The organism is Candidatus Frankia alpina, from assembly GCF_902806485.1.
In the GTDB taxonomy this organism is placed as follows: Bacteria; Actinomycetota; Actinomycetes; order Frankiales; family Frankiaceae; genus Frankia; species Frankia alpina.
Map to the genome: position 1 here is coordinate 1 of NZ_CADCWT010000077.1, position 19,334 is coordinate 19,334.

The following is a 19,334-nucleotide window of genomic DNA, read 5'->3' on the forward strand; positions in this document are numbered from 1 at the left end:
ATACTCCGCGTAGCAGATCGCAACCTAGAACGATCTTCCCGAGGCCCTGGCCGATGGGACAGATGTGGCTGTGGTCCTCGATGGCCACGCGCCTGCAGGCCGACTATCCCCAGTACTGGGAGAACTTCTGGACCAAGCCCGGTCATGTCGGGTTCGACCAGCCCGAACTCGTGCGCGACGATCTGATCGAGCTGGACACGACGGTCAAGCGGGTCCTGTATGCCAACGACCTGCTCGAGGACCCGACTCTGCAGACGGCGGAGCTGGGCCAGGTGCGCGCGCTGGCGGCGCTGTTCGCGGCCATGAACAACATGTGGCACATCCCGATGGCGGTGCAGCTCGACGAGATTCCGGACGGCTACATCCTCGGGGCCGGCGTCGAACTGACCAGCGGCGCAGCCGCCGGACGCAAGCTCTACGTCCTGGGCGGGCACCAGGACGTAGAGCTCGTCGACAGCGACGGCGAGGCCGCGAACCTGCGTTTCACCGGCGTCGAGCCGGGCGACCGGATACGGGTCGACAACCACGCCTTTCTCGCCTACTGCTACTACTACCGGCACCACCTTCTCCCGTGGGAGCCGGAGTACGACTTCCTGCGGGTCGACGGCCAGCCCCTCTACCAGCAGTACGAACTACCGGAGATGTCGCCGTTCATGGGCGTCAAGCACACCGGCCGGATCGAGGGCAAGCTGCTGTGGGTCCACCACACGCACGATTCGTCGCTGTGGCCGCCACAGGGCCTGGGTTTCAAGGCCAACATCGAACGCGAGTACGGCGTCGAGCTGGCCCACACGAAGTTCCGCCTGCGCTGGACCGAGAATGCCGAGCACGTGCCGCCGAACATGGCCGCCTCGGTGCCGGGCCGGGCGAACACCACCTACCTGGTGGACTACCAGCCGATCATTGAGCAGTCCCTGGCCGACCTCGTCGACTGGGTGGAGAACGGCATCGAACCGGTGGACACGCAGTACGACTATCGAGACAGCGCGATCGTCCTTCCGGCGACGGCCAAGGAACGCCGCGGTATCCAACCGGTCGTGTCGGTGACGGCGAACGGCGGCGCCCGAACCGAGGTCGCGATGGGCGAGGCGGTCACGCTCTCCGCCCACGCCGAGACGCCACCCGGCGCCAGCACGATCGTCGGCCTCCGGTGGGACTTCGACGGGCGGGGCACCTTCCCGCGCACGGAGGACCTCGACGGCTCGCAGGCCGAGGTGACCGCGTCCACGACGCACACCTACGACGCCCCCGGGACCTACTTCGCCACCGCCCTCGTCGAATCACACCGTGACGGTGACGTCAGCGCCACCTCGCGCCGCATCCCCAACCTGGCCTCGGCCCGCATCATCGTTCGTTAACACGCCGGACGCCGGCAGCGCCTCGACTGTTGCGGTGCGATGTGCACGGTCTGCGTCCCGAAACCGTGCACATCGCACCGCAACGCGCCCGGCGCGGCGAGACCTGGGCGGCGGGGTTCGCGCTAGATGGAGAAGTCCTCGCCCTGCCAGACGCCGGCTTGGGGGAGGCGGATCGGCGGCCGCTCACCGGCACCGGCACCCTCGCCGTCGGCGGCAGCGACCGCACCGGCCGTGACGGCAGCGCCGGTGCGGGCCACCTCCAGCCGGTCGACGCGGGTGAGCAGCGACTGCAGGCTGATGCCGACCAGGTCGGGCATCCGATCGTCGTGGGCGGGCTGCGGGCGGCTCGGGCTGATGACCTGCCCGGGGACGCCGACGACCACCGAGCCGGGCGGGACGGGGTGGACGACGACGGCGTTCGCGCCGATGCGGCTGTCGGCGCCGACGGTGAACGAGCCGAGCACCTTCGCGCCGGCGCCGATCACCACCCGGTCGCCGATCGTCGGGTGGCGCTTGGTGGCCTCCAGGCTGGTCCCGCCGAGCGTCACCCCGTGGTAGATCGTCACGTCGGCGCCGACCTCGGCGGTCTCCCCGATGACCACGCCGGTGGCATGGTCGATGAACACGCCCTCGCCGATCCGGGCGGCGGGGTGGATGTCGACGCCGGTCAGTTTGCGGGTCAGCTCGGCGCCGACCCGGCCGAGCAGCGCCAGCCGGTGCGTCCACAGCCAGTGGTTCACCCGGTGGCCCCACAGGGCGTGCACCCCGGGATAGCACAGCGCGACTTCGAGGGTGGAGCGGGCGGCGGGGTCGCGGTCCCGCGCGGTGCGCAGGTCCCGGCGCAGCGTCGCGAGCACGGCTCAGTCTCCCAGGCCGGCGAACAGCGGGGTGGACAGGTAGCGCTCGCCGAAGTCGGGCAGCACGACGACGATCAGCTTGCCGGTGTTCTCCGGGCGGCCCGCCACCGTCAGCGCCGCCGACACCGCGGCCCCCGAGGAGATGCCGACGAGCAGGCCCTCCTCACGGGCGAGGCGGCGGGCGAGGTCAAAAGCGTCGTCGGCCTCCACCTGGATGATCTCGTCGACGAGCGTGGTGTCGAGTACGCCGGGCACGAAGCCGGCGCCGATGCCCTGGATCGGGTGCGGCCCCTTCGCGCCCCCGGACAGCACCGGCGACGCGGCGGGCTCCACCGCGACGAACCGGGCCGACGGCCGGCGCGCCTTGATGACCTCGGCGACCCCGGTGATCGTCCCGCCGGTGCCGACGCCGGCGACGAGGAAGTCGATCGTCCCGTCGGTGTCGCGCCAGATCTCCTCGGCGGTCGTGGCCCGGTGGATCGCCGGGTTGGCCGGGTTCTCGAACTGCTGGGGCATGAAGTAACGGGAGTCGCTCTTGGTGAGCTCCTCGGCCTTGGCGATGGCCCCGGCCATCCCCTCCGGGCCGGGGGTGAGCACCAGGTCGGCACCATAGGCGCGCAGCAGCATCCGCCGCTCGACGCTCATCGTCTCCGGCATCGTCAGCACGCACCTGTAGCCGCGGGCCGCGCACACCATGGCCAGCGCGATGCCGGTGTTGCCGCTGGTGGGCTCCACGATGATCGTGTCCGGGCCGATCGCGCCGGCCTTCTCGGCAGCGTCGATGAGCGCCAGCCCCAGCCGGTCCTTCACGCTGTGCGCCGGGTTGAACGACTCCAGCTTGGCGACGATCTGAGCCCCGACCCCGTCGGTGACCCGGTTCAGCCGCACCAGGGGCGTGTTCCCGACCAGCCGCGTGATGTCCTCGGCGATCCTCATCGACGTTCTTCCCCTCGGTCGGTGCCCCTCTTTGTCACAGGGCCAGGGTATGTCTCGACTCCGGCGCGGAGCCGTCCGTGAGCAATCAGGCACCATCGTGCGCCGTGGATCGCGGCGGCGGGGCCCACCGGCACGGCAGCCGGACCCACCGGCGTGGCGACGCCGCCGCGGCAGCGTTGCGCGATGGGCGGACGTCCGCGGTCCGGCCGGGATAGTTTCGGGCTCGTGGCGCGGATCCGGCAGCGAGGGTGCGTAGGCGGGCTCGACGCCGAGGTGCGGCGCCGGGTGTGCGGATGCCGAGGCGGGGTCGAGGGCGGATGAGGATCGCGCTGTTCGTGACCTGTCTGGTCGATGCGCTGTACCCGCGGGTCGGGCAGGCCACCACCGAGCTACTCGAACGCCTCGGTCACGAGGTCGTCTTCCCGACCGGGCAGACCTGCTGCGGGCAGATGCACACCAACACCGGCTATGCCCGCGAGGCGGTCAGGCTGGTCCGCCACCACGTCGAGGTGTTCTCCGACGCCGACGTCATCGTCACCCCGTCCGGCTCGTACGCGGGTTCGGTGCGCCACCAGCTACGCCACGCTGGCCCGCGACGCCGGCGACGACGCGCTCGCCCGCCGCGCCGAGGCGGTCTCGGCCCGCACCTACGAGCTGTCCGAGCTGCTCGTCGACGTGCTCGGCGTCGAGGATGTGGGCGCCTACTACCCGCACCGGGTCACCTACCATCCGACCTGCCATTCGCTGCGGGTGCTGCGGGTCGGCGACCGGCCGCTGCGGCTGCTGCGCCAGGTCGCCTGGATGACGTTGCTGGAGCTGCCGGAGGCGGAGACCTGCTGCGGGTTTGGCGGCACCTTCGCGGTGAAGAACGCCCCGACGTCGACGGCGATGCTCGCCGACAAGATGCGTCACGTCCTCGGCACCGGCGCGGAGGTGGCCACCGCGGGCGACGCGTCCTGCCTGATGCACATCGGCGGCGGCCTGACCCGGCTGCGCGCCGCCACCCGCACGGTGCACCTCGCCGAGATCCTCGCCAGCACCCAGGCGGGCGGCGGGCGGGCAGGCGTCCGATGACGGCGGCGTTTCTCGGGATCCCCGCGCCACCCGGCGCCGGGCAGCTGCGCGGCGACCGGTCGTTCCCCTCCGCCGCGCGCGACGCCCTCGGCGACAGCCAGCTGCGCCGTAACCTCGGCCACGCCACCGGGGTCATCCGCGCCAAACGGGCCACGGCGGTCGGCGAACTCGACGACTGGGAGCAGCTGCGCCTCGCCGGCGAGGCGATCAAACGGGCGACGATGGCCCGCCTGAACGACCATCTCGTCCGGCTGGAGGCCGAGGTGACCGCCCGCGGCGGGACGGTGCACTGGGCCCGCGACGTGAACGAGGCGAACGCGATCGTCACCGGCCTCGTCCAGGCGACCGGCGCGACCGAACTGGTCAAGGTCAAGTCGATGGCCACCCAGGAGATCGGCCTGAACGCCGCGCTCGCCGACGCCGGCATCACCGCGCACGAGACCGATCTCGCCGAGCTGATCATCCAGCTCGGCGACGACGTGCCCAGCCACATCCTGGTCCCGGCGATCCACCGCAACCGCGCCGAGATCCGCGAGCTGTTCCTGCGGGAGATGCCCGGCGTCGACCCGTCGCTCACCGCCGAGCCGCGCCGCCTGGCGATGGCCGCCCGCGCCCACCTGCGCCGCACGTTCCTGCGGGCGCGGGTCGCCGTCTCCGGGGCGAACTTCGGCGTCGCCGAGACCGGCTCGCTGGTGGTGGTGGAGTCGGAGGGCAACGGGCGGATGTGCCTGACGCTGCCGGAGACGCTGATCACGGTGATGGGTATCGAGAAGGTCGTGCCGAGCTGGCGGGACCTGGAGGTGTTCCTGCAGCTGCTGCCCCGCTCGTCGACCGGCGAGCGGATGAACCCGTACACGTCGATCTGGAGCGGCGTCACCCCCGGCGACGGGCCGCGGGCGTTCCACCTGGTCCTGCTCGACAACGGCCGCACCGCCGCCCTCGGCGACGCCGTCGGCCGCGACGCGCTGCACTGCATCCGCTGCTCGGCCTGCCTGAACGTCTGCCCCGTCTACGAACGCACCGGCGGCCACGCCTACGGCTCGATCTACCCCGGCCCCATCGGCGCCGTGCTGTCCCCGCAGCTCACCGGCATCCATTCCGGCAACGACGACAACGCCTCGCTGCCATACGCCTCCAGCCTGTGCGGCGCCTGCTACGACGTCTGCCCGGTGCGCATCGACATCCCGTCGCTGCTCGTCCGCCTGCGCACCGCCCACGTCGGCGCCGCCCGCGCCCGCCCGCTGCCGACCGCGGAGGCAGTCACGATGGCCGCCGCCGCCTGGGTGATGTCCTCCCCCACCCGCTTCGCCGCCGCGCAGACGGTCTCCCGCCTCGGCCGCCTGGGCGGACGCGCCTCCGGCCGGCTGTCGTCGCTGCCCCCGCCGCTGTCCGCGTGGACGTCCAGCCGGGACGCCCCCCGGCCCCCCGGCCCCCCGAGGAGACGTTCCGCCAGTGGTGGGCCCGCACCCGCGGCGGCCCCGCGGCGTCGCCGACGAATCCGACGGAGTCGCCGTGAAGGCCCGCGACGAGGTGCTGGCCCGCATCCGGGCTGCGAACGTCAACGCCGGCGTCGGCCTCGGCGGTGCGGCGGGCGGACGGCGATGTCGACATTCCCCGCGACTACCACCACGGCGGCGGCCCGGCGTCCGGCAGCCCGCCGCTGCTCGATCTGCTGCGCCGCCGGCTCATCGACTACCGGGCGTCCGTTGTCGACGCGGCCCCCGGCGACGAGCCGGCCGCGATCCGCGCAGCCCTAACCGCCGCCTCCGTCGGGCCCACGCCCGGTTCCGCCGAGCCTCCGCGCGGTTCCGCGGAACGCTCACCCGGTTCCGCCGGGCCCGCGTCCGGTTCCGTCGGGCGGCCCGGTGGGGCGGTGCTCGTCCCACCCGGGCTGCCGGCAGGTTGGTGTCCGGACGGCGTCGTCGACCGCGGGTTCACCGCGACCGAACTGGACGGGTTCGCGGCGGTGGTCACCGCCTGCGCGGCGGCCTGTGCGCTGACCGGGACGATCGCCCTCGACGGCTCTCCCGACCAGGGCCGGCGCGCGATCACCCTGGTTCCCGACGTCCACGTCTGCGTCGTCCGAGCCGCCCAGGTCGTCCACGGCGTCCCCGACCTGCTTGCCCGCCTGGACCCGACCCGTCCGATCACGCTCATCAGCGGCCCGTCGGCCACCAGCGACATCGAGTTCGACCGCGTCGAGGGCGTCCACGGCCCCCGCACCCTCGCCGTCATCCTCGTCGCCAACCCCACCAACCCCACCAACCCCACCAACCCCACCGACCTCACGGCCTGACGCCCCACCGCGCGCCGGCCCTGGTCGGGGTGCCTGTGGGCGCATTGTCCCGTGCCGCGGCCGGTGTGGTGGCAGCCGGTGGCGTGTTGCGGGAGGAAATCTGGGAGCGGCTGGCGAGGGTGCCGGATCCGTGCTCGCCGCGGGGTCGAGTCTACCCGTTGCCGTGTCTGCTGGTGGTGTGGCTGTGCGCGCTGACCGGCCAGGTCGAGGTCGACCAGAAGAGCAACGAGACCAGCGCGTTCCAGCCGCTGCTACGCGCCCGGCTCGCCCGGCTGCCCTGGGCTGACGTTCCGACCAACCTCGCGCCCTGCGCTCCGCGGTGATCAACAGGCTGCATCGGGCTGGCTACCGGTTCATCTCACCCGGCCGCCGCGACCACACCACCCCGACCGCCGCACTCGATCTCCACGGCTTCCCGTGACAAAACCGGTCAGACCGCGATCACGCCGGCTTCCTGGGACCTGCCGGAGAATAACTTAGGTCTTTGATGTTGGTCTTGCCACGAGACCAACGGCACCTCTCTTTGATCGAGAACCGAAGTTATTAATCGGCGCGTCCCTGGAGGGTCTGGCCGGCCAGGCCGAACGGGACGATGTGTTGGACGGCACAGAGCCGACAAAGTAATACTAGAATGATTGGACCAAAGTTCTAGCCGTCGAGGAGCTGCCGAGGACGACGGCGGCGAAGACGTCGGCACGAACCGCCCGGCCGCGGGTGGTTGATGGCGTATGCCTTGGGTCCCTGATGCGCGCCGGCGTCGAGCGGGACGTGATCGGGCCGGTTAGCACGGTGTGCGGCGGCGCGGACCGGCCGCATGCCCTCGATCCGTTCGTCTCCTGCCGGGCGCGGATCCGCCAGGCTCTGGAGCGCCTCGGCAAGGCCGGATCGACGGAGCTCATCCGGGCGTCCGCGCCGCGGGAACTCGCAGAGGCCTGCGAGTTCACCCGAGCGATGCTCTCTCGCTGGGTGCCGCTTCAGCTTTACACCCGCGACGACCTGGATCCCGAAGCCTCGCATTTCCGCGCGTACGTCGAGGGCGACAACGAGATCCCCCTCACGAACCTGTTGGCCGAGACCGACATGGTTCGGCGTCGAACCGCCGTTCTCATCGACCAGTCCCTCGTCCGCCGTCGGGCGTTCAAGCCGATCATCGAGGTCGCGCAGAGCCCGGGATACGTTGCCGCGCCCATCCTCGTCGAAGGCCGCACGATCGGCTTCCTGCACGCGGATCGGGTGGGGCAGGCACGTCTCGTCGACGACGACGACCGGCGGCACATCCAGGCCTTTGCCGGGGAGCTGGCCGTCGTGTACCAGTGCGTGCGATGGAGCGAGCGGCTCGCCGAGCGGGAAGAGCGCGCCTTGAGCGAGTTGGAGCGGGCTGCCAAGGCGCTCAGACTGATCGGCTCGACGGCAGCCTGTCTCGCGATTGCACCGGACAATCCACAGGTCGCAAGGCCGGATGCCGAAGGGGCCATCCGCCGGGACGCCTTCCTCACCGTGCGGGAGCGGGAGATCCTCGACCACGTCGCCGACGGCGCCACCAACCGCGTCGTCGCGCAGCGGCTGTCCTTGTCGGAGGACACGGTGAAGACCCACATGCGCAGAGTGCTGCGCAAGCTCCGGGTCACGACGCGCGGAGCGGCGGTGGCCAGATATCTCGAGATCCGCAGGGGCGTCGGGTGAACAGGCTCGACGGTGCACGAGCCGGCAGGCTGGGCTGGGACGCCCTGGACGCGGCACTGGCGGAAATGCGGACATGCCGGAGTGTCCGAGAGCTCGCCGACCGCGCCTGCGCGCTGGCTGTCGTCGGGTGTGGTGCCGACGCCGTCGCCCTCGGGCGGGTGACGGACGGCGTGGCAACGGGCTGGACAGGTGTGGCTCCTTGAGCCCGGTGGGACGGTCCCTTCCGGCCCCGTGAAGGTGAACGATGCCCCCGCGGTGGAGCAGCAGGTGATCCGTTCGGGGCGGTCGCTGGCACGTGGTCCGTCGCCGGCGCTGGGAGGACGGAGAGTTCTCGTCGCCGCCGTCACCTCCCCGGACCACGTCCTCGGCCTGCTGCACGTCGTGGCTGCCGGAGAAATCGGACCCGAAATCATCGAGACGTACGCGGGCGCGCTCGGGTCCATGTTCACGCTCCTCGGCGTACGGCAGCGGGCGGGGGAGCAGAAGTACGTCCTGGCCCGGCTCCTCGACGGACTCGCCGACCCTGCAGAGCGTCCGATCGAGCTCGTCAACGCCCAACTCGACATCCGGATCGCGTCGACGGCCACCTCGGACCCGAAGTCGAGCTCGCCCGGTCTGCGTGACCGTCTCACGGAGCGGCAGCGCGAGGTCCTCGATCTCATGCTGGCCGTCTCGACGGTCAAGAGCCACGTACGCGCGGTGCTGCGAGCCAGCGGCGCCGTCAACCGGTCCGACGCCGTGACGCGCTTCTCCCGCAGCGGGACATGAGTCCGCTCCCCCTCGCCACGGCGTCGACGAGGAAGGACCACCGCCCCTGCGCGCTACGCGTAGCGCTTGCGCAGGGTGGTCTTGAGCACCTTCCCCGTGGCGTTGCGGGGAAGGGCATCGACGATCTCGAGCTGCAGCGGGAGCTTGTACCGGGCGATCCGCTCCGCGGCGAAAGCCCGCAGCCCCTCGAGATCCACCGTTACACCCGGCTCGGTCACGACGACCGCGCAGACACGCTCGCCCCATTTGGGATCCCGCGTACCGATGATCGCGACCTCTGCCACGGCAGGGTGGTCGAACAACACCCCTTCGACCTCGGCGGGGTAGACGTTCTCACCCCCTGTGATGACCATGTCCTTGATGCGATCGGCGATGAACACAAAGCCGTCGTCGTCGAGATGGCCGCCGTCACCCGTACGCAGCCACTGGCCGTTGAAAGCCCGGGCGGTCGCCTCCGGGTCCTGGAAGTACCCCGGCGTCACGCTCGGGCCGCGCACCTCGATCTCGCCGGCGACGCCGGGCGGTACCGGGCTGCCCGTCGCATCGACGACCCGCAGATCGCACAGCAGCAGGGGGCGCCCGGCTGAGCCGATCTTCCGCAGGGCGTTCTCCGCCGTCAGGAAGGAAGCGACCGGCCCGGCCTCGGTCAGACCGTAGCCCTGGGCCAGCTCCACGTTGCGCTCCTGGAAGCGACGGATCAGCCCCACCGGAACCGGCACGCCACCCCTGATGATCAACCGTAAGGTCGAGAGATCCGCGGCCTCGAATCCGGGCAGCGCCGAGAGCGCGTCGCACATCACCGGAACGCCGAACATCGTCGTGACGCGTTCGCGCTCCAGATCGTCCAGCACCGTCTGGGGCTCGAAGGCCTGATGGATCACCAGCCGGCCTCCCTTGATCCACGTCGCGATCGTCGTGACGTTCAGCGTGCCGATGTGGAACATGGACGCGCAGACCAGGGACACCTCGTCGTAGGCGATATCGAGTGCCAGCACGACCCCGATGTTGTGCCACCACAGGTTCCCGTGGGCCAGCACCGCGCCCTTGGGACGTCCGGTCGTTCCCGACGTGTACATGATCAGCACGGGGTCGGAGGGATCCACCGGCACGCGCTCGGCGAGGGGGCTCGTGGCGGCGATCAGCTCGTCTCCGTCCTCCCAGGCCGGCACGGACTCACCCGACGCGATGCGGATGAACCGCTGCACCGGAAACTGATCGCGGACACTGTCGATCACCGTCGTGTGCTGGTGGTCGGCGAGAAGAGTGTGCACGCCCGAGTGTATGATCGCGTAGGCGAGTTCGGGCCCCGCGAGGCAGAAGTTCAGCGGGACGAGAGTTGCGCCGCGGCTCGCCGCCGCGAACAGGGACTCCCGGATCGCAGGGTCGTTCAGGCCGAGGTAGGCAACTCGATCACCCTTGCCGACCCCGCCCTGGCGCAACACCTCGGCCAGGCGCCGGACGCGGTCGTACACCTCGGCGAAGGTACGCGTCACTCCCCGGAAGGTCACAGCTGGGCGTTCCGCCGAGGCGCGTGCGCGACGCTCCAGCAGCGCCGCCAGGTCGATCTCGGCCGCGGCGGAGGCTGCTGTCGCCGCGGCGAGCTCGGTCTCGGCGCTGTCGATCGCGGGTGTCTGAGTGCTCATGTGGAGTGAGCGAAGCAGGCGCTCAAAGCACGTACAATCATTCTCCGCCCGCTCAGCGAAGAAGCTCACTCATAGGGATGAAGACGCGACTCGGCGTGGATGCGAAAGTGATTGAACGCACGTGATCCATAACTTGCGGGGATGGTTCATCTCCCGTCGAAGGAATGAGGTGTTTCTTTTGTCGCTCAGCGTTCCGACGAGCACGCTCGAGGCATATCCCGAGCGCTACCTCGCGGCATGGAACCAGCGGAACATCGCCAATGCTCTGGCGGTCGTGCATCCAAAGGTCCACTGGGTGGATCCGCTGCTTCCTGAACCGTTAACGGATCACGATGGTGCGGCAGCCTTCTTCGGGGGCGCGTGGCAGGGCTTTCCAGACCTTGCGTTCGAGCTCGTGGGGAGTCCGCTGGTCGACGCGGCGGCCGGACGCGTCGCTTCCGCGTGGCGGATGACCGGCACGCACACCGGCGAGTTCCCGCCGGGGGCGCCGATCAGCGGCAACGCCTTCGAAGTCTTCGGTACGGACGTCTGGGAGGTGGACGCGGAAGGTCGGGCGATCTCGGTGCGTGCCTTCTACGACTCCCTGGTTCTGCTCCGCGCCATCGGCCTGGCCTGAATCGCCGAGGAAGCACACTGATGAGAACGACCATCGAGAATGCCGACGTCGTCATCGTCGGCTCCAGGTGTGCGGGAACCGCGGCGGCCGTTCCGCTGGCGCGAGCCGGGCACAAAGTCATAGTCGTCGACAAGACGGCTTTCCCGTCCGACACGATGTCGACTCATGTGCTCGTCCCGAACGGGGTCCAGGAACTCCAGTTCATGGGCGCGCTGCAGAAGATTCTCGCCCTCGGGCCGTCGAAGAGTCGTTATCTGACGCTGCACGACGGTGACCTGGAGATCAAGGAAAGATTCAGGCCGTTCTCGGGAATCGACTACGGGCTCTGCATCCCGCGCGACCAGCAGGACGCGATCCTCGTCGAGGCCGCCCGGGACGCGGGCGGCGAGGTCCGCGAGCGCACCAATGTCGAAGAGGTGAACGGACGGGCGGTGGGAGTTCGCTGCCGCAGCGGCCGGACCGAGTACGAGATCCACGCCGGCCTCGTCATCGGTGCCGACGGCCGGCGGTCCCGCATCGCGGCCGAGGTCGGTGCGTGGGCTCCCTACCGCGCCTCGAAGAACGGGCGAGGCTTCGCGTTCCGCTACGTGGACGACCCCCTCGGGCCCGACGCGCCGAGCGCGTTCCAGATCTTCCGCGCGCACGGCAACCAGGTCCTCGTCCTCCCGTCCTGCCCGGCTGGTCGGGCACTCGTGGTGAACATGACGGACGCCGCCGCGATCCCCGGCTACCGGAGCGATCCGGACGGCTCCTGGGAACGCATGATCGAGACCGACCCGGCGCTGAAAGTACGGATCGGGGGCGCGACAAACGTCAGCAGGATGCGTACCACCGACGATCTCTCGGCCTTCTATCGTCGGTCCTCCGGTCCTGGTTGGGAACTGGCCGGCGACGCAGGCCACTTCAAGGATCCGGTGACCGGCAACGGGATGCGCGACGCGCTGAAGTTCGGACGACTGCTGGGTGAGGCGGCCGCCAGGACGCTGCACGACCCCGCAAAACTCGACGCCGCGCTCCGCGACTGGGAAGCGTCACGAGATGCGGACACGATCTCGACGTACCACTGGGGCAACCGCGAGTCACGTCCGGGCGCGACGAGCCCGCTGGTGCACGAGGTACTCCGTACCTTCGCGGGCGATGACCAGCCGAATCTGTCGGACACGTTCAACCGCGCCCGTCCCGTCGAGACAGTCATCAATCCGGCACGCCTGGTCACCGGGCTGATTCGTGCATTGCGAGCACCCGGTGCCGACCGGCGTGCGATCTTCAAAGAGCTCAGGACCGAGCTGCCGATGGAGATCTCCATCCGACGCCACCGGCTGCTCGACGGCTTCCGCTCCACCCGACCGACCGCGACCGAACGCGACGGGTAGAGTGTGGGCCGGGCTCCGAAGCCTCCTTCGTACCGGCCCGCCGCCGAGCAGGAGCACCTCGTGTCATTGCCCGCCCCGGACGGGTCTGCAACGAATGGTGTAACTCCTGATCAAGGAGAAGCACCTAATGACCGATATGACAGTAGCCGTGGATACTTCCGCGGTGCCGATGAAGGAGCCGGCGCGGCCGGCTGAAGGCGGAAACCCTCTCGCTGCCCCTGGTAGGGGTGGTCGGGCATCTTCGCTGTCTCCTAGGTCGCGCTGAGCGCGGTCTCCTTGCGGACGTGTGGGGCCACTTCCTCGGCGATCAGATGCATGACCTCTTCGGTGCCGGCCGGGCCGAGGCCGTTGTCGATCTGGAGGAAGTGCAGGTCGTGGCGGAGATCCTGGTGCATCCCGATCAGGCGTTCGGCGACGTACTCGGGGGTGCCGACGAGGATCTGGCCGGCCGGGCCGGTGAGCTCGTCGAAGCCCTGGTCGAGCAGCCGCTGGGCGCGGTTGTCCTGGCGCAGTCCCTGGTTGCGCTGCGCGGCGGCGTTGATCGTCTGCTCCCAGTAGGCCCGGTACTCGCGGCGCACCCGCGCCTCGTCGTGGTCGACGACGGTGGACAGCGACGCGACCCGGGCCCGGCTCGGGTCGTGGCCGGCGGCGGCGAACGCCCCGCGGTAGTGGTCGGCGAAGTCGGCGTAGGTGCCGGCGCGGAACCCGGCGACCAGGACGGGCAGATCCTTGCTGGCGGCGAGCTCGACGGAGTCGACGTTGCGCGTCGCCCCAAGCCAGACCGGGAGCTGCGGCTGGACCGGGCGCGGGGTGACGTGCGCGTCGCGCAACGCCGGGCGGGACGTGGCGGGCCAGGCCGGGAGGTGCCCGGTGCGCAGGATCTCCAGGAGCAGGTCGAGATTCTCCCGCAGCAACGTCGCGCGGTCCGGGTCGTCCTCGCCGATGAGCAGCCGCGAGGCGCTGGCGAAGTTGCCCTTCCCAGCGACGATCTCGACGCGTCCACCCGAGATGACGTCGAGGGTGGCGTAGTCCTCGGCGACGCGGACCGGGTCGAGCAGGGGAAGCAGTGTCACCCCGGTCATCAGCCGCAGCCGTTCGGTCTGCGCGGCGATCGCGGCGAGGATGACCGGCGGCGCGCTCGTCACGAAGCGTGGGTCGCCGTGGTGCTCGCCGACGGAGAACGCCTCGAAGTCGAGCCGCTCGGCGAGCACGCCCTGGTCGATGATCGACGCCAGGCGCTCGTGCTCGGTCGGCGTCACCCCGGTGCGCCGGTCGGTGGAGACGCCGCCGAGCGTGTTGATTCCCAGTTCCACCAGATGCCCTCGATCGTCGGTAGCTGTTTCGGAGGCGGCGAGCCCGCACTGACGACTGGCGACGGTGGATCAGGACATGACGCCCAGCTTGCCATCAGGCGCCGAAACCGCGTGCGTCTCGCCGTTTTACCAGGACTTTAGCCTCGATCATCGCTTGCCGACCATCTCGATGCTTTCGGTTGACAAGTTACGTCATGGGATGAAACCTTCACCCGGGCTCGGGGACGCCGAGAGTGGATCATGTGGGAGCTTCGATGTATCAGCGGGGATCAGTCCAGCTCAGGACCGGCGGCGGCCGGCGCGGCGCCATCGCGGTCGCCCTCGCGGCCGGCCTGGCGGTGACCCTCGCGGCCTGCGGCTCGGACTCGGGTGGCGGCTCGAGCGCCGCCGCTGCCAGCCCGGCCGCGGCCGGCGCCTCGAGCGGCCCCGACCTGTCGGGCGTGACGCTGCGGGTGGCGACCTACCCGGCGGCCATCGGCGGTGACGAGGCGCTGCTCAAGGCGGCCGGGCTGCTCGACACCCCGTACAAGGTGAAGTTCCAGACGTACCCCGACGGCGGCGCGCAGACCGGGGCGGTCAACCAGGGCAGCGCGGATCTCGCCCGCGGCAGTGGCGTCGCCAACGTGCTGATCGCCGCCGGGGGCACCAAGCCGAACTTCGTGTCCGTCGCGACGCTGCGGCTGCCGACGTCGTTGCAGTGGACGGTCGCGAAGAAGGGCATCACCTCGATCGCCGACCTGCGGGGCAAGAAGGTCGCGTACACCAAGAACACCACCACGCAGTACTTCCTGCTCAAGCAGCTCTCCAGCGCCGGGCTGACCTTCTCCGACATCCAGCCGGTGCCCCTCACGCCGGCCGACGGGCTCAGCGCGCTGCTCGGCGGCAGCGTCGACGCGCTGGCCGGGTTCGGCAAGACCGTGCAGGTCGCGGTCGCCAAGGGCAACCCGATCCTGGCCGACGGCGGCCCGATCCTCTCCGGCAGCCTCGGCGGGCTCGTCAGCGCCTACAACGCCTACACCAAGGACCTCGACGACCCGGCGACGTCCGCGGCGATTGCCGACTACATCGGTCGCATCGACGCCTCGTTCGCCTGGACCCGGGCGCATCCCGCGGAGTGGAACAAGATCACGGCCACGAACACCAGCCAGCCGCTGGAGTCCGTCACGGCCAACTTCAAGGCCTCGGAGAACAGCGCGAACTCGGCCGTGGGCCCCGTCGACCCGAAGGCGCTGACCGACCAGCAGGGCATCGCCGACACCTTCCAGGCCGCCGGCCTGCTGCCCGGCAAGGTCGACGTCCCCGGCAGCTACAGCACGAAGCTGAACCCGGCGATCGAGGCCGCCATCGCCTCCTACAAGGTTAAGTTCGCGGCGAACTTCGCCGTCACGACGGTCAAGTGAGCGGACGATCGGACCGGGCGCCATGGCGACCGTGACGCAGCCCGAGGGCGCGCGCGCCGTCGCAGGTACGCCTGACGGCGGGTGACGTTCAGCGCCGGCAGCGCGGAGCGGCGCTGGCGGCTGCGGGTTCCCAGCCTGGTCCGCCGGGCGATCGTGCCGATCCTGCTCATCGCGCTGTGGCAGGTCGGCAGCTCGGCGAGCTGGTGGTCGACGGAGGTCCTGCCCGCGCCGTGGGACGTCGCCCACGAGTTCGTCACCCTGTGCAACAACGGGCAGCTGCCGTCGAACCTGTGGGTGTCGGTGCGCCGGGCGTTGACGGGCGCGGCGATCGGCATCGCCGTGGGCCTCGCCCTGGGTGTGGCGGTCGGCCTGCGGCGGCCGGTCGAGGAGGCCCTCGACGCCACCCTGCAAATGCTGCGGACGATCCCGTTCCTGGTGATCCTGCCGCTGTTCATCCTGTGGTTCGGCGTCGACGAGACCCCGAAGATCCTCATTATCACGATCGGCACAGCCCTGCCGATGTACATCAACACGATGTCGGGGGTACGCACGGTCGACCCGCGTCTGCTGGAGATGGGCCGCCAGTTCGGCCTGAACCGGCTGCGGCTCATCGCGACCGTGGTCCTGCCCGGGGCGATGCCGAGCATCCTCACCGGCGTGCGCTACTCGCTCGGCCTGAGCTGGCTCGCGCTCGTCGTAGCCGAGCAGATCAACGCCCAGAAGGGCCTGGGCCTGCTCATCTACAACGCGCAGTCGCTGTTCCAGACGAAGATCTTGATGGTCGTCGTCTACGCCGCCCTCGGCCTGATCACCGACATAATCGTGCGCCTCGCCGAGCATCGCCTGTTGTCCTGGCGCTCACGGTGACGCCGATGAACGCCGTCACCGTGAGCGGCCTGCGTCGCGCGTTCGGCTCACATGTCGTGCTCGACCGGCTCGACCTCACCATCGCCGACTCGGAGTTCGTGGCGCTGGTCGGGCGCAGCGGCGGCGGCAAGACGACTCTGCTGCGCACCCTGGCCGGCCTCGGCCCGGTCGCCGAGGGCAGCGTCGAGGTGCCGGCGCTGCGTTCGGTGGTGTTCCAGGAGCCACGGCTGCTGCCCTGGCGTCGGGTGTGGCAGAACGTCTCCCTCGGTCTGCCCCGCTCCCGCCGACGCGACGAGGCGACCCGGGCGCTCACCGAGGTCGGGCTCGCCGACCATGCCCAGGCCTGGCCGCTGACGCTGTCCGGCGGCGAGGCGCAGCGTGTCGCCCTCGCCCGAGCACTGGTCCGCGAGCCGGAGCTGCTGCTGCTCGACGAGCCGTTCGGTGCCCTCGACGCGCTGACCCGCATCCACATGCATGCCCTGGTCCGCCAGCTGCACGAACGCCACCGCCCGGCCGTGCTGCTGGTGACGCACGACGTCGACGAGGCCCTCGAACTCGCCGACCGGGTCATCGTCCTGCGCGACGGCCGCCTCGACGAGCAGATCGAGACCCGCGAGCTGTTCGAGGACCGCCGCGACCCGCGCTTCGAGCAGGCCCGCGCCCGCCTGCTGAGCCTGCTCGGCGTCACCGACACTCACGTCACCGACACCTCGGTCGCCGACGGCCAGGCGGTCGGCGGGCCGTAAGCTCCGCCCGCGGGTCAGGACTCCGCAGGTAGCTCGGGGTTCGGCGGGGACAGGCCTCGGGCCAGCAGCGCGGCGAGGGCGTCCGGGTCGACGAGGGTGTGGTCAGGCTGGTCGAGCAGCGGCGCCATCGACGCGGCGAAGGTGAGCAGCTGTGCCGCGGCGACCTGCTCGGGCGTCGGGACCTCGCGCCCGAAGATCCGGGCCAGCCGGCCGGCGATCACAGCCGCGGCGGCGTCGGTGCTCTCCATCGCCCGCCGCCGGATCTCCTCATGTACGGCCAGTTCCTGCAGGACGATGCGATGCACCGGCGACGGCCGGCCGAGCACGACGGTGAGATGCCGCCACAGCTCGGCGATCGCCCTGCGCGACTCCACCCGCTCTGACGAGGGCAGGTCGGGCGACGGCACGTCGGACGGGGGCAGGTCGAGTTCGCCGAGAGTGGTCACCCGATCTCGCTGCACGACCGCGAGCAGCAGGTCCATCTTCGTCTTGAAGTGGTAGAAGATCAGCCCGTGCGGCACGCCGGCCGCCGCGGCGATCCGGGCGGTGGACGTCCGGTCGAACCGGTGCTCGGCGAACAGCACCTCCGCGGCGACCAGGATGCGCTCCCGGGCGGTGCGTTCCGCCTCCCCCGGCTCGTCGGCCGTCGACGCCACCGCCCGACCCGCGCTCGCGACCGCGCCGCCGCCGGCCCTCCGCTCGCCCCGTCCCACCTCGGAACCCGGCCTCAGAACTCGGTGTTGCCGGCGTCGGGGGCGATCTCGTGCGCGGTGATGAACTTCGACTCGTCCGAGGCCAGGAACAGCACGGTGTCGGCGACCTCCTCGGGCTCGGTGCCGTCGACGGGCAGCAGGTTCATGAACATCGGGCCGAGCCGGTCGTAGCCGCCGATCGCCTCCTCGATGCGCTCGCGCATGCTGCCGCTGCCCATCGGCGTGTTCACCCCGGTCGGGTGCACGCTGTTGACCCGGATATGGTGCTGGCTCAGCTCCGCCGCGAACGCCTTCGCCATGCCGCGCACCGCGAACTTGCTCGTCGTGTACGGCACCATGAACGGCTGCACCTTCAGCCCCGCCGCCGAGCTGATCAGGATGATCGAGCCCCCGCCGGCGCGCACCAGGTGCGGCGCGCCGACCATCACCGTGTTCCACACCCCGGTGACGTTCGTGCTGATCGTGTCCTCGTAGATCTGCGGGGTCACCTTGTCCCACGCCCGCGGGATACAGATGCCGGCGTTGGCGACGACGACGTCGAGCCGGCCGAGCTGCGCCACGCCGTCGTCGACGATGCGGCGCAGGGCCTCCAGATCGCGGACGTCCACGATCCCGGACACCACCCGACGCCCCGTCTTCTCGATCAGCGAGACCGTCTCCGCCAGATCCTCCGGGGTCGCGGAGAGGTAGTCGACACTCGGCAGGGGCGCACAGACGTCAACCACGATCACGTCGGCGCCCTCCTCCGCGAGGCGCAACGAGTCCGCCCGCCCCTGCCCGCGCGCGGCCCCCGTCACCAGCGCGACCTTGCCCGCCACCCGACCGCTCATCGCCGTCTCCGATCCCACGTCACAGCGCCCGGCCACCGCCGACCCGACACTTGGTTGAGTACTCACTCAGCCTACGACCTATCTACCTATGGACGTCAATGACGCACGATGGGCAGCCGTCCCGTGACGTTGCCGGACATCCCGGTCAACGCCCGCCCACCGCCACTCGTCCGCCCACCGCCGGGACCACCGGCCGTGCTTGGCCGGAGCCCTACACGCCCGATTTATCCCGCCGGCCAGGCAAGAGATGGGTCATTTCGGTGACTGCGGGATGGTTGTTTGGTGACTGTCGGGGGCGAGGGGGACGCTCTTGACTGCTTCGTGTCATACGCCGAGGACGGTCGGGCCTGGGCGGAGTGGATCGCCGGGACGTTGGAGGGTGCCGGCCTGCGGGTCCTCGTCGAGTCGTGGGACCTGGTGGCGGGCACTCACCGGGTCGCCTGGCTGGACCGGGCGACGAGGCAGGCGCGGCACACCATCGCCGTCGTCTCGGACGGCTACCTGAGCTCCACGGACGCGATCGCCGAGTGGGGATCGGCCTGGTCGCCCCGCCTGGCCGACGGGGACCGCCGGCTGCTCGTCGCCCGGGTGACCGACCGCCTGGTGCCCGGCCTGCTCGGCCAGATCGCCCCGATCAACCTGTTCGACCGCGGCGCACTCGCCGGTGAGACCGCCACATCAGGACACCGTGTCCGCCCGCCGCGCAATCGCCGACATCAGTAGCGAGAGCCGCTGTGATAGACCGCAGCCAGAACAGCCGACCCGGATGGAGCCGAGACTCGACCGCTGGAGGTAGACAGGGAAGCTATTCCGAAACCGTCAGGTTGATTCTTTCGAAACTCGGGTGACGGTCAGCGAACA

Annotated in this window: 19 protein-coding genes and 1 pseudogene; 14 read left to right on the forward strand and 6 right to left on the reverse strand. The window is 70.5% G+C overall.

The window, feature by feature from the left end; genetic code table 11:
- Window positions 1-1,358: PKD domain-containing protein (locus tag G6R25_RS10870; RefSeq protein ID WP_419469336.1), on the forward strand; the 1,358-nt coding region annotated here is incomplete at its 5' end.
- Between the two features lie 122 nt (window positions 1,359-1,480).
- On the opposite strand, the gene cysE is transcribed toward G6R25_RS10870, so the two are convergent.
- On the reverse strand, window positions 1,481-2,215 hold the full coding sequence (gene cysE / locus G6R25_RS10875) for a serine O-acetyltransferase (protein ID WP_136448265.1): 735 nt from the start codon (window positions 2,213-2,215) through the stop codon (window positions 1,481-1,483).
- 3 nt (window positions 2,216-2,218) lie between these two features.
- A complete protein-coding gene (gene cysK / locus G6R25_RS10880; RefSeq protein ID WP_163552883.1) occupies window positions 2,219-3,151 on the reverse strand; it encodes a cysteine synthase A in 933 nt (310 codons plus the stop codon).
- Window positions 3,152-3,468: 317 nt separating this feature from the next.
- Between cysK and G6R25_RS31410 the strand changes: the two are divergent.
- The 7 genes and pseudogenes from G6R25_RS31410 to G6R25_RS10910 all read left to right on the forward strand — a co-directional run.
- Window positions 3,469-3,639 (forward strand): annotated as a pseudogene (locus G6R25_RS31410) (heterodisulfide reductase-related iron-sulfur binding cluster); the annotation flags it as partial.
- Entirely contained in the window at window positions 3,620-4,225 is a 606-nt protein-coding gene (locus G6R25_RS10885) for a heterodisulfide reductase-related iron-sulfur binding cluster (RefSeq protein ID WP_473246890.1), read from the forward strand. The pseudogene G6R25_RS31410 and the gene G6R25_RS10885, both read left to right, overlap by 20 nt.
- Window positions 4,222-5,982, forward strand: coding sequence for a lactate utilization protein B (locus G6R25_RS10890; RefSeq protein ID WP_235948016.1), 1,761 nt, complete (start codon window positions 4,222-4,224; stop codon window positions 5,980-5,982). The genes G6R25_RS10885 and G6R25_RS10890 overlap by 4 nt, the downstream gene beginning before the upstream one ends.
- Before the next feature lie 116 nt (window positions 5,983-6,098).
- Window positions 6,099-6,521, forward strand: coding sequence for a LutC/YkgG family protein (locus G6R25_RS26755; protein WP_235948018.1), 423 nt, complete (start codon window positions 6,099-6,101; stop codon window positions 6,519-6,521).
- A 35-nt stretch (window positions 6,522-6,556) separates the two neighbouring features.
- Window positions 6,557-6,844: a transposase family protein gene (locus G6R25_RS10900; RefSeq protein WP_163552884.1), complete on the forward strand. Its 288-nt coding sequence runs from the start codon at window positions 6,557-6,559 to the stop codon at window positions 6,842-6,844.
- 421 nt (window positions 6,845-7,265) lie between these two features.
- Window positions 7,266-8,204: a helix-turn-helix transcriptional regulator gene (locus G6R25_RS26760; RefSeq protein ID WP_163552885.1), complete on the forward strand. Its 939-nt coding sequence runs from the start codon at window positions 7,266-7,268 to the stop codon at window positions 8,202-8,204.
- Window positions 8,205-8,435: 231 nt separating this feature from the next.
- On the forward strand, window positions 8,436-8,972 hold the full coding sequence (locus G6R25_RS10910; protein WP_205447045.1) for a helix-turn-helix domain-containing protein: 537 nt from the start codon (window positions 8,436-8,438) through the stop codon (window positions 8,970-8,972).
- A gap of 53 nt (window positions 8,973-9,025) precedes the next feature.
- Here the strand turns inward: G6R25_RS10910 and G6R25_RS10915 are convergent, their stop codons facing one another.
- Entirely contained in the window at window positions 9,026-10,615 is a 1,590-nt protein-coding gene (locus G6R25_RS10915) for an acyl-CoA synthetase (protein WP_136449031.1), read from the reverse strand.
- Window positions 10,616-10,736: 121 nt separating this feature from the next.
- Between G6R25_RS10915 and G6R25_RS10920 the strand changes: the two genes are divergently transcribed.
- Together G6R25_RS10920 and G6R25_RS10925 are read left to right on the forward strand one after the other, a co-directional pair.
- A complete protein-coding gene (locus G6R25_RS10920; protein ID WP_235826353.1) occupies window positions 10,737-11,231 on the forward strand; it encodes an ester cyclase in 495 nt (164 codons plus the stop codon).
- 20 nt (window positions 11,232-11,251) lie between these two features.
- A complete protein-coding gene (locus G6R25_RS10925) occupies window positions 11,252-12,604 on the forward strand; it encodes an NAD(P)/FAD-dependent oxidoreductase (RefSeq protein ID WP_163552887.1) in 1,353 nt (450 codons plus the stop codon).
- A gap of 251 nt (window positions 12,605-12,855) precedes the next feature.
- On the opposite strand, the gene G6R25_RS10930 is transcribed toward G6R25_RS10925, so the two are convergent.
- Window positions 12,856-13,917, reverse strand: coding sequence for an LLM class flavin-dependent oxidoreductase (locus tag G6R25_RS10930; protein WP_163552888.1), 1,062 nt, complete (start codon window positions 13,915-13,917; stop codon window positions 12,856-12,858).
- Between the two features lie 254 nt (window positions 13,918-14,171).
- Between G6R25_RS10930 and G6R25_RS10935 the strand changes: the two genes are divergently transcribed.
- The 3 genes from G6R25_RS10935 (at window position 14,172) to G6R25_RS10945 (ending at window position 16,930) form a co-directional block, all read left to right on the forward strand.
- Window positions 14,172-15,317: an ABC transporter substrate-binding protein gene (locus tag G6R25_RS10935; RefSeq protein WP_163552889.1), complete on the forward strand. Its 1,146-nt coding sequence runs from the start codon at window positions 14,172-14,174 to the stop codon at window positions 15,315-15,317.
- Window positions 15,318-15,398: 81 nt separating this feature from the next.
- Entirely contained in the window at window positions 15,399-16,184 is a 786-nt protein-coding gene (locus G6R25_RS10940; RefSeq protein ID WP_163552890.1) for an ABC transporter permease, read from the forward strand.
- Between the two features lie 5 nt (window positions 16,185-16,189).
- Window positions 16,190-16,930 carry an ABC transporter ATP-binding protein gene (locus G6R25_RS10945; protein WP_163552891.1) on the forward strand — a complete coding sequence of 247 codons (741 nt, stop codon included), beginning with the start codon at window positions 16,190-16,192 and terminating at the stop codon, window positions 16,928-16,930.
- Window positions 16,931-16,944: 14 nt separating this feature from the next.
- Here G6R25_RS10945 and G6R25_RS10950 read toward each other — a convergent pair whose 3' ends face one another.
- A complete protein-coding gene (locus G6R25_RS10950; RefSeq protein WP_163552892.1) occupies window positions 16,945-17,643 on the reverse strand; it encodes a TetR/AcrR family transcriptional regulator in 699 nt (232 codons plus the stop codon).
- A gap of 14 nt (window positions 17,644-17,657) precedes the next feature.
- Window positions 17,658-18,473 carry a mycofactocin-coupled SDR family oxidoreductase gene (locus tag G6R25_RS10955; protein ID WP_163552893.1) on the reverse strand — a complete coding sequence of 272 codons (816 nt, stop codon included), beginning with the start codon at window positions 18,471-18,473 and terminating at the stop codon, window positions 17,658-17,660.
- Window positions 18,474-18,755: 282 nt separating this feature from the next.
- Between G6R25_RS10955 and G6R25_RS10960 the strand changes: the two genes are divergently transcribed.
- Window positions 18,756-19,196 (forward strand): toll/interleukin-1 receptor domain-containing protein, encoded by a 441-nt coding sequence (locus G6R25_RS10960; protein WP_235948021.1) that lies wholly within the window; start codon window positions 18,756-18,758, stop codon window positions 19,194-19,196.
- Window positions 19,197-19,334 lie beyond the last annotated feature (138 nt).